At 63.5% G+C, this 9767-nt stretch carries 12 protein-coding genes; 9 read left to right on the top strand and 3 right to left on the bottom strand.

Going from position 1 to position 9767, the window contains the following annotated elements; genetic code table 11:
• Positions 1-20 precede the first annotated feature (20 nt).
• The 3 genes from lpdA to NKH57_RS02665 all read left to right on the top strand — a co-directional run bounded on the left by lpdA (position 21) and on the right by NKH57_RS02665 (position 2586).
• The gene (lpdA, locus tag NKH57_RS02675; RefSeq protein ID WP_352941482.1) at positions 21-1427 is read left to right on the top strand and encodes a dihydrolipoyl dehydrogenase; all 1407 of its coding nucleotides are present in this window, start codon (positions 21-23) and stop codon (positions 1425-1427) included.
• A gap of 680 nt (positions 1428-2107) precedes the next feature.
• Positions 2108-2455 (top strand): DUF2867 domain-containing protein, encoded by a 348-nt coding sequence (locus NKH57_RS02670; protein WP_352941479.1) that lies wholly within the window; start codon positions 2108-2110, stop codon positions 2453-2455.
• The gene (locus NKH57_RS02665) at positions 2389-2586 is read left to right on the top strand and encodes a DUF2867 domain-containing protein (RefSeq protein ID WP_348626172.1); all 198 of its coding nucleotides are present in this window, start codon (positions 2389-2391) and stop codon (positions 2584-2586) included. The genes NKH57_RS02670 and NKH57_RS02665 overlap by 67 nt, the downstream gene beginning before the upstream one ends.
• Before the next feature lie 2 nt (positions 2587-2588).
• Here NKH57_RS02665 and NKH57_RS02660 read toward each other — a convergent pair whose 3' ends face one another.
• Complete coding sequence (locus NKH57_RS02660; protein ID WP_023760972.1) at positions 2589-3659, bottom strand: TraB/GumN family protein; 1071 nt, start codon at positions 3657-3659, stop codon at positions 2589-2591.
• Between the two features lie 61 nt (positions 3660-3720).
• Positions 3721-4659, bottom strand: a complete 939-nt coding sequence (locus tag NKH57_RS02655) for a tyrosine recombinase XerC (protein WP_023760971.1) — start codon at positions 4657-4659, stop codon at positions 3721-3723.
• A gap of 97 nt (positions 4660-4756) precedes the next feature.
• Here NKH57_RS02655 and rimM point away from each other — a divergent pair, with 97 nt between their 5' ends.
• Entirely contained in the window at positions 4757-5356 is a 600-nt protein-coding gene (rimM, locus tag NKH57_RS02650) for a ribosome maturation factor RimM (RefSeq protein ID WP_023760970.1), read from the top strand.
• The gene (gene trmD / locus NKH57_RS02645; protein ID WP_352728743.1) at positions 5353-6054 is read left to right on the top strand and encodes a tRNA (guanosine(37)-N1)-methyltransferase TrmD; all 702 of its coding nucleotides are present in this window, start codon (positions 5353-5355) and stop codon (positions 6052-6054) included. The genes rimM and trmD overlap by 4 nt, the downstream gene beginning before the upstream one ends.
• Here trmD and NKH57_RS02640 read toward each other — a convergent pair.
• Entirely contained in the window at positions 6036-6788 is a 753-nt protein-coding gene (locus NKH57_RS02640) for a sulfite exporter TauE/SafE family protein (protein ID WP_352941475.1), read from the bottom strand. The two genes, trmD and NKH57_RS02640, sit on opposite strands and share 19 nt — an antisense overlap.
• Before the next feature lie 323 nt (positions 6789-7111).
• On the opposite strand from NKH57_RS02640, the gene rplS reads away from it, so the two are divergent.
• From rplS to NKH57_RS02620, 4 genes are all read left to right on the top strand, one after another.
• Entirely contained in the window at positions 7112-7657 is a 546-nt protein-coding gene (gene rplS, locus NKH57_RS02635) for a 50S ribosomal protein L19 (RefSeq protein WP_352941473.1), read from the top strand.
• Positions 7658-7801: 144 nt separating this feature from the next.
• On the top strand, positions 7802-8236 hold the full coding sequence (locus NKH57_RS02630) for an organic hydroperoxide resistance protein (RefSeq protein ID WP_352941470.1): 435 nt from the start codon (positions 7802-7804) through the stop codon (positions 8234-8236).
• Positions 8233-8733, top strand: coding sequence for a MarR family winged helix-turn-helix transcriptional regulator (locus tag NKH57_RS02625; RefSeq protein ID WP_352941467.1), 501 nt, complete (start codon positions 8233-8235; stop codon positions 8731-8733). The genes NKH57_RS02630 and NKH57_RS02625 overlap by 4 nt, the downstream gene beginning before the upstream one ends.
• Before the next feature lie 177 nt (positions 8734-8910).
• Complete coding sequence (locus NKH57_RS02620) at positions 8911-9708, top strand: transporter substrate-binding domain-containing protein (protein WP_352941465.1); 798 nt, start codon at positions 8911-8913, stop codon at positions 9706-9708.
• Positions 9709-9767 lie beyond the last annotated feature (59 nt).

Below are 9767 nucleotides of genomic sequence, written 5' to 3'. Positions count from 1 at the left end.
CAATCAAGAAGGACATTATCATGGCTTATGACGTCGTTATCATCGGATCGGGACCAGGCGGCTATGTCTGCGCCATCAAGGCGGCGCAACTCGGGCTGAAGGTCGCGGTGGTCGAGAAGAACGCGACCTTCGGCGGCACCTGTCTCAACATCGGTTGCATACCGTCCAAGGCGCTGCTCCATGCCTCCGAGATGTTCGCCGAGGCCGGGCATTCTTTCGACACGCTGGGCGTCGAGATACCGGCGCCGAAGCTGAACCTGAAGAAGATGATGGCGCACAAGGACGCGACGGTGTCTTCGAACGTCAACGGCGTCGCCTTCCTGTTCAAGAAGAACAAGATCGACGCGTTTCGCGGCACCGGCAAGGTGATCGCGGCTGGCAAGGTCTCGGTGACCGGCGAAGACGGCAAGGTCGAGGAGATCGCGACGAAGAACATCGTCATCGCCACCGGCTCCGATGTCGCCGGCATTCCCGGCGTCAAGGTCGACATTGATGAGAATGTGATCGTGTCTTCGACCGGGGCGCTGTCGCTGGAGAAGGTGCCCGGCCATCTGGTGGTGGTCGGAGGCGGGGTTATCGGGCTCGAGCTCGGCTCGGTGTGGGCCCGGCTCGGCGCCAAGGTCACCGTGGTCGAGTTCCTCGACACGATCCTGGGCGGGATGGACGGCGAGGTCTCCAAGCAGTTCCAGCGGCTTTTGTCGAAGCAGGGTTTCGAGTTCAAGCTCGGCGCCAAGGTCACCGGCGTCGCCAAGGCCAAGAAGGGCGCGACCGTGACTTTTGAGCCGGTCACGGGCGGTGCCGCCGAGACCATCGAAGCCGACGTGGTGCTGATTTCGACGGGGCGCCGCGCCTATTCCGACAGCCTCGGGCTGAAGGAAGCCGGCGTCGAGGTCGACGAACGCGGCCGTGTCAAGATCGATGGCCATCTGCGGACCAACGTTCCCGGCATCTATGCTATCGGCGATGTCATCGCCGGACCGATGCTTGCGCACAAGGCCGAGGACGAGGGCGTGGCGGTGGCGGAAATCATTGCCGGCCAAGCCGGCCACGTGAACTATGACGTCATTCCGAGCGTCGTCTACACAAGCCCGGAAATCGCCTCGGTCGGCAAGACCGAGGAAGAGCTGAAGAAGGCAGGCATTGACTACAAGGTGGGAAAGTTTCCCTTCAGCGCCAATGGCCGGGCACGCGCCATGCTGCATACCGACGGTTTTGTGAAGATCCTCGCCGACAAGACGAGCGACCGCGTGCTCGGCGTGCATATCGTCGGCTTCGGCGCCGGCGAGCTGATCCACGAGGCGGCGGTGCTGATGGAGTTCGGCGGCTCGTCCGAGGATCTCGCCCGCACCTGCCACGCACATCCGACGATGTCGGAAGCGGTCAAGGAGGCGGCGCTGGCAACGTTCTTCAAGCCGCTCCACATTTAGCTAAAGGCGATCAACGCTTCGTGGTCCCAGCGCGGAGAGGGAGCCGCATTTCTCGGCTAACCTCGCGACATGAATCCTTGGCTCAAGCCGAGGAGCGACCGGCGCTATAGCCTAAACAAAACGGCCCACCTTCCGGCGGGCCGTTTGTATTTGATGTCGGGCCGATTTATTGGGCCGGCGCAGGGGCCGGAGCAGGCGCGGGCGCGGGCGCTGGTGCCGGTGCCGGAGCAGGCGCTGGTGCCGGGGCTGGCGCAGGTTCGGCCGGCTTCATCGGTTCCGCCGGTGCGGGTGCAGGGGCCGGTGTGCTGGCCGCCGGCGGCTCGGCCGGTGCCGGGTGCTCACCACTTCTTCCGAAAACATAATACGCGACAACCGCCAGAATAACGACGACCAGTGCAATCAGCCAACCACTGCCGCCGCCGCCGCCACTTGGCCTCGGAGTGTTGGTGGATGGATTGAACGGGTCGTTTGGATTCGGTGCGTTCGCCATAAAACTGTCCTCCGTGGATGAAAAATATCAATCAACACCAATTAACGCGCAATCACCTAACTGGTTTCACGCTAGGGTTGGAAAACGCCAAAAACAAGGGCAATCCTGCCTCTCTAGAGGCTAAATGGCGTCGTTTCGCCACGCAGTGTGCCACGTTCGCGCCTGCTATGGTCGTTTCTGAGGATTTGCCATGATGAATCGAACAGGGCTGGTTGTTCCGAATCACTTCGCTGCTCTTGCCGGAGCCCAATTCGCCGACCGCTATGTGCTGGTCACCGAAGGTCTTTCGTTGACCGCGCTCGGCGCGGCGGAACGGGCCCTGGGGCGAACGCCGCGATGGGTCGGCAGGCTCACGGCCTTGCGCAACCTTGCTGTCAGGCCATTCGGGCTGAAGACAGGCCACGAGCCGGCGGTGTTGCCGGCTGGCCGGATCGGAATATTCCGCTCATCAGCCAGCTTCCCGGCAAGGTCGTGCTTGGCCTCGACGACCGGCATCTCGATTTCCGCCTCCTGGTCGAAGTCAGGGATCTCGGCATGACTTGTCAGGAGGTGGCCGCAACGACCATCGTCAAGACGCACAATTGGCTCGGGCGCGCGTATCTGGCGATTGTCATGCCGTTTCACCGGATCATCGTTCCGGCGATGCTGGCTCAGGTTTTGACCAAATAGAGCTAGAATGCGACAGGTGTAACGCTGTAGCCGGCCTTGCGGAAATCCTCGACCAGGCCTTCGGGGCCGGGAAGGTGGAGCGCGCCGACCGCCATGAAGGCATTGCCCTTGGCAAGGATCGGCTCGGCATGTTCGACCATCACCTTGTTGCGGCTGGTGATCATGGTCTCCTCGAACGACGCATAGCCCGCCGGGTCGTCCTGCCCTCCCGGCATGGCGGCGCGAAACAGCGGCCAGAACATGCCGGTGTCGCCGCGCTGGTAGAGCACGATCATGGTCTCGTTGATATCGTTGACCTTGTCGCCGAGCTTCAGCGTGTCGACGAGGCCCTTCATGTGAAAGGCCAGCGGCAGCGAGGCCATGGCGCGCAGCTGGCTTTCAGCCGTCTCCAGCCCTTCCACCGGCTTTCCGGCAGCCTTTGCACCCTCCGCCAACTTGACGTCGAGCACCGGTGCGCCGCCGGACTGGCGGGCGAGCTCGCAGGCCGGCAATGCCATCATGGCCGACAGCATCCACGGCTTCATCTTGGCAACGGTCGCCGGCGGGATGCCGCGCGCGTCGAGGGCGGTGTTCATGGCCGCGGCATCGTCGGGTGACAACAGCGACGACAGCGTCGTCGAGTCGGTGAACATCATCAGGTCCGGTTCCTTGAGCATCGCGACCATCATCTTCTGCTTGTCGAGCACGTCGGTGGTTTCGATGACGATGGTGCCGGCGGCGTCATAGGCCTTCTGCGCGTCCGCGGGCAGCGTGGTGACGCGCGGGTCGGTCATGTGCATGGTGCCGAACAGGAAGGATGGTTTTTCGCCCGGCTTTTCCAGCTTCCACAACAGGCCCTTGCCGTTCGGCGTCGCCGCGGCTTCGGCCTCTATCTTGCGGTAGGTCGCCGGATCATTCTTCTGCAACGCCGACAGCATGTCGGCGCCGCTGCAGGTCGGGATTTCGGCATGTGCCCTGCCGGCCGCGAACAGCAAGACGGCGAGGAACGACAGAAAAAACAGGACGTTGAGCGCAACAAGCAGCTTCAGGGATACGTGAGCTGCACGGTCGGCGATGGCGATGACGCGTTTCATGATCCTCTTCTAAGACCGAAAAGCGGCAAAACGGTTAACCTGCACGGCGAAATTGAAGGGTTTATGCCCTTGGATGGGCGGATTCGTAGATTTCGAGCAGTCTTGCGGTGTCGACGCCGGTGTAGATCTGCGTCGTCGACAGGCTGGCGTGGCCCAAGAGCTCCTGGATGGTGCGCAGGTCGCCGCCGCGCCCGAGCAGATGCGTAGCGAAGGAATGGCGCAGCGCATGCGGCGTCGCGGTGTCGGGCAGGTTGAGCGCCGAGCGCAGCTTGGCCATGTCGCGCTGGACTATGGCCGGGTTGAGCGGGCCGCCGCGCGCACCGCGAAACAGCAGGCCCTTGGGGTCGAGATGATAGGGGCAGAGCCGGCGGTATTCGGCGATTGCCCGCAGCGCCACAGGCAGCACCGGCACCAGCCGCGTCTTGCCGCCCTTGCCGGTGACGCGCAATACTGTGTCGGCCGCCGACCCCAGGTCGGCACCGGCCAGGCCAAGCGCCTCGGAAATACGCAGGCCGGAGCCGTAGAGCAGCGTCAGCACGGCGGCGTTGCGGGCAGCGATCCAGGGTTCTTCCGCCAATTGACCCTCGACGGAAACGACATGCTTGGCATCGCTCGCCGTCAGCGGCTTGGGCAGCGATTTGGGCTGGCGCGGCGCGCGCAACGCGGCAGCGCCAGCCGCGTTGGCGAGGCCGCGCCGTTCGAGGAAACGCAGCAACGAGCGGATGCCGGCGAGACCACGGCCAAGCGTTCGGGCCCCGGCGCCGGCGTTGCGCCGCGCGGCGAGAAAGCCGCGCAGATCGGCCGGGCGCAGGTTGGCGATGTCCGCAATTCCGGGCGAGCCGCCGCAATGGCCGGTCAGGAAATGCAGGAACTGCCTGACGTCACGCTCATAGGCTTCGACGGTTTCCGGCGACAGTCGGCGTTCGCGCGCGAGCATCTTCAGCCAGCTTTCACGCGCCGCCTGGAGATCGGGTTTGGCCGGGATGAGGAATTCTTGCATGGCGGCATTTTCGGGTATTCGGGTTAGGAAGCGGTGAAGAGCCCGTCATTGAAATGGCAGCCGCGTGGGGCTAGAGCAGGCCAAAGGATATTTCGCCATGAGCAAGCCCCAGAACCCTGTCCAGATGGCCGTGATCGGCGCCGCCCATGGCATCAAGGGCGAACTCAGGGTGAAGACCTTCACCGGCGAGCCGATGGCGCTGGCCGATTATGGCCCGCTCTATGCCAGGGACGGCCGCGCTTTCCAGATCATCGACATCAGGCCCGCCAACACCGTCGTCGTGGTGCGTTTCAAGGGTATCAGTGATCGCAACGCCGCCGAGGCGCTGGCCGGCACGGAGCTGTTCGTCGATCGCTCGATGCTGCCGGACGACGGCGAAGAAGACGAATTCTATCATGCCGACCTCGTCGGCCTGGAAGTCCGGGACGACACGGGTGCCGTGCTCGGCAAGGTCGTCGCCGTGCATAATTTCGGCGGCGGTGATATCCTCGATGTGACGCTGGGCGGGCGCAAGGGCGTGCTGATCCCGTTCACGCAGGCTGCGGTGCCACAAGTGTCGATTGCCGAAGGCTTCGTCCGAGTCGACCCGGCGGCGGCCGGGCTGGTCGACGACGCGGACGGCGATGGCCCGCGCGAAGAAGACTTCGACCCGAAGGGCAGGCCGCGCGGACCGAGCGACGCCGGGGGCAACCGGTGAGTTTTTTCGCCTCCGTGCTGACGCTCTATCCCGAAATGTTTCCGGGCGCGCTCGGCCTGTCGTTGGCCGGGCGGGCGCTCGAGGCCGGCACATGGTCGCTGGAGGCGATCCAGATCCGCGACTTCGCCACCGACCGCCACCGCACCGTCGACGACACACCGGCCGGCGGCGGCGCTGGTATGGTGATGCGTGCCGATGTGCTGGCGAAAGCCATAGACCATACCTCGCCGCCAAGTGATGCACGGCCACGGCTTTTGATGAGCCCGCGCGGCAGACCGCTGACCCAGGCACGGGTGCGCGAACTGGCCGCGGGTCCTGGTGCCGTCATCCTGTGCGGGCGTTTCGAAGGCGTAGACCAGCGGGTGATCGACGCGCGCGGCCTGGAAGAGGTTTCGATCGGCGATTTCATCCTCTCTGGCGGCGAGCCCGCCGCACTGGCGCTGCTCGATGCGGTGGTGCGGTTGTTGCCGGGCGTCATGGGCAATGCAGTATCGGGCGAGGAAGAAAGTTTCGAGAACGGCCTGCTCGAACACCCGCACTATACAAGACCGCAGGAATTCGAAGGCCGCGAGATTCCCGAGGTGCTGATTTCTGGCAACCACAAGAAGATCGCCGCATGGCGGCGGGCGGAATCGGAAAAGCTGACCGCGGAGAGGCGTCCGGACCTGCTTGCTGCTGCTCAGCCCTTGGTGAAGTAGTAAAAGGCAAGAAACAGGCCGACGGCGACGACGAAGCCGCGCACCGCGTTCTGCGGCACGCGCTTGGCGATCCAGACGCCGGCATAGCCGCCCATCGCGCCACCCGGGATCATGATGATCGCCTGAGGCCAGGCAACGACGCCGCCCGAGACGAAGACGGCGATCGCGACAGCGGCGATGACCACGGCCAGCATGTTCTTCAGTGCGTTCAGCCGATGGTAGTCGCCGGCTTGTGTGAGGCCGAGCGTTGCCAGCATCATCACGCCCATGCCGGCGCCGAAGAAGCCGCCATAGACGGCGGTGACGAACTGCGCCAGCGAGCCGGCGAGTGAGCCCACGGAAGCTTCATGGCCGGGTTTTGGCGCGGGCTTTAGCCACGGCCCTGCGGCGAACAGCGCCGTCGCGCCTAATAGCAGCCATGGCACCAAGGCGCGAAACGATGGGTTATCCAGCGCCAACAAGATCAGTGCGCCGGCCAGCGCGCCGGACGCCGAGATCAGGCACAGCACAAGCGCGCCGCGCCAGAAATGCCTGATGTCGGCCGAGTAGGCGAGCGTCGAGGTGATGTAGCCTGGAAATTGCGTGACCGAGGACGTGGCGTTGGCGACGATCGGCGGCAGGCCGACCAGTGTCATGGCGCCGAAGGTGATGAAGGTGCCACCGCCGGCGACCGCATTGGCGGCGCCTGACAGAAAGCCCGCCAGGAACAGCAGGATGGCATCGAATACAGACATGGAGGTGGTGCTCAAAACTGTGGTGTTGCAGGCTTAGGGGGCCTGAGGGACGGGAGCAACCCGGCACGGCAAGATTACGATGGTGCCATCCGACCAGAAAATGCGAGGCCAAGGCGTGACAAAGCTGCAAAATAGCTGTATGTGCCCGCCCGTACCGGCCAGAAAGAATCTGCCGGACCCGTCAACAATGACGGTGTAGTCGTCCCTGCCCGATGTTTCAAAGACAACGTCTCGAACAAAGGGCATAGCCAAGCGGTCAATGGAACTGCAAGGTGAGTGTCGGACGCTCTGACTGTCGGAAGAACAAGAAGTGGATTTTTGAGATGGATATTCTCCGTCAGCTCGAGGCCGAGCAGGCCGCCAAGATCGAAGCCAAGCGCAAGCTTCCCGAATTCCAGCCCGGCGACACGGTGCGCGTGCAGGTCCGCGTGACCGAAGGCACCCGCACCCGCGTCCAGGCCTATGAGGGCGTCGTCATCGCCCGCGCCGGCGCCGGCTTCCAGGAGAACTTCACCGTTCGCAAGATTTCCTACGGCGAGGGCGTCGAGCGCGTGTTCCCGGTCTATTCGCCGATGGTCGAAGGCGTCGAGATCGTGCGCCGCGGCAAGGTGCGTCGCGCCAAGCTCTACTACCTGCGCGATCGTCGCGGCAAGTCGGCCCGTATTTCGGAGAACACGGGCGTGCGCGCCCGCAAGCTGAATGACGAGGAGCGCGATGCGCTGAATGCCGAGAAGGCCCGCATCGAGGCCGAGAAGGTAGCCGCCGCCGAGGCTCTGGCCGCTGAGAAGGCCGCCCAGGATGCCGCCGAGAAGAAGGCCGCGGCCGAGGCTGAAGCCGCCAAGGCTGCCGAAGCAGCCACCGCCGAATAAGGTTTCGACGAGCATGTTCAAAAAGGCGGCTTCGGCCGCCTTTTTTCGTTTCCGGAGAACAGTTGGGCTCGGCTGGAAATCCGCGGTTGACTCGCTTTATATCGTGTACTAAATGATCGCGCACGATTTGAATGGAGAAGCGAAATGCCTGCATTGTATTCCACCCAAGCCCGCGCAGTCGGCGGTCGCGCCGGCCACGTCCAGAGCGATGATGGGCTGCTCAGCCTCGACCTTGCCATGCCCAAGGAGCTTGGTGGCAAGGGTGGCGCCACCAATCCCGAACAGCTCTTCGCCGCTGGTTATGCCGCCTGCTTCGAAAGCGCCATGCGCTTCATCGCAGGCAAGCAGAAACTGCCGCTGCAAGATGCTTCGGTGACGGCCAATGTCCGCCTGCACAGCAATGCGCAGGGCGGATTTGTGCTTGGCGTATCGCTCTCGGCGGAAACGAAAGGTCTTGATCAAACGGCGGCGGAAGCGCTTGTATCTGCGGCGCATCTGGTTTGCCCCTATTCCAATGCGATCAAGGGCAACATCGAAGTGGCGCTTTCGGCAAAGGCGCTTCCGGCAAAGGCAGCATGACCGCGGAAACGACAATCACGTCCACGCGTACCCCGGCGCAATTCGCCGGGGTGGCAAAACTCGATCAACAGCTCTGCTTCGCGCTCTATTCGGCAAGTGGGCTGATGACGCGGCTGTATCGTCCTCTGCTCGATCCGCTCGGCCTGACCTATCCGCAATATCTGGCCATGCTGGCGCTGTGGGAGCGCTCTCCGAGCACAGTGGGCGAGCTTGGCGAGGCGCTCGGGCTCGATTCGGCGACACTGACGCCGCTGCTCAAGCGGCTGGAGGCCGGCGGCCTGGTCACGCGCCGTCGCGACCCCGCCGACGAGCGCCGGGTTCTGGTGGAGCCGACGGCGAAGGGCCAGGCACTGCGCGAGCAGGCTAGAAGCGTGCCGGCAGCGATGCTTTGCAATCTGCCGCTGGACGCCGACGAGTTGAAATACCTGCACCACACCCTGACGCGGTTCGTCTCCGGCTTGCGCAAGGCGGATCCCGGCACCGCGAGCCCGAGCTGATCGCAGCCGCGGCACGGTTCCTTCTCGAATTGCGGGATTGAAAGCATTGGAATCCGCTTTCGCGTGCACTGACGCAGCGGAGCGTCTTGCATGACGCCTGCGGAAAGCTAAAGTCGGCGCCGGATTTTCCTGCAAACCCGGCCATGCCCGGGTCATTCAATTCCCGGGGAGTGTGTCATGACCAAATCGAAACTGCTGCTGGCAGGCCTGCTTGCCCTCGTCCTGGCGCCCGTTGCCGCCTTCGCGCAGGCGCTGCCCGATCTCGGCGGCAAAAAGGTGGTGGTTGTCACCGAAAACGCCTATCCGCCGCTGCAGTTCATCGACGCCAAGACCGGCAAGCAGATCGGCTGGGAATATGACGCGATGAAGGAGATCGCCAAGCGGCTCAATTTCACGGTCGAGTACCAAAACACGTCTTGGGACGCGATGATCCAGGCGGTTTCCGATAACCAGTACAACATCGGCATGACCGGCATCACCATCAAGGACGACCGCAAGGAGAAGGTGGATTTCTCCGACCCCTATATGCGTTCGGAACAATTCATGCTGGTGCGCGGCGATGAAAGCCGCTTCACCGACGCCAAGACCTTCGGCGCCTTCAAGGACGGCTTGATCGGCGCGCAGGCCGGCACCACGCCCTTCTACACCGCGGTCTACAGCGTGCTCGACGGCAACGAGCAGAACCCGCGCATCAAGCTGTTCGAGACGTTTGGTGCGACGGTGCAGGCGCTGAAATCCGGGGACGTCGATGTCGTGCTGACCGACGGTACCGCAGGCAAAGGCTATGTAGACGCCTCCGAAGGCAAGTTGAAGCTGATCGGCGGGCCGCTCGGCACCGAGGATTTTGGCTTTATCTTCCCGAAGGGTTCGGATTTGGTGAAGCCGGTCAACGCGGCCATCGCGGCGCTCAAGGCGGACGGGACGCTCGATGCGCTGAACAAGAAATGGTTTCTTGACTACAAGATGGGGCAGTAGGCCTCCTTGCCACGCGCATTACATGATGGTTATGCGCGACAATTCGCGCTGACTTTGCG

Origin of the sequence: Mesorhizobium sp. M1050 (assembly GCF_040318715.1) — a bacterium.
Classification (GTDB): domain Bacteria; phylum Pseudomonadota; class Alphaproteobacteria; order Rhizobiales; family Rhizobiaceae; genus Mesorhizobium.
Note: the sequence above shows the minus strand (reverse complement) of the source record. Positions and strands in the feature narration are given on the sequence as shown.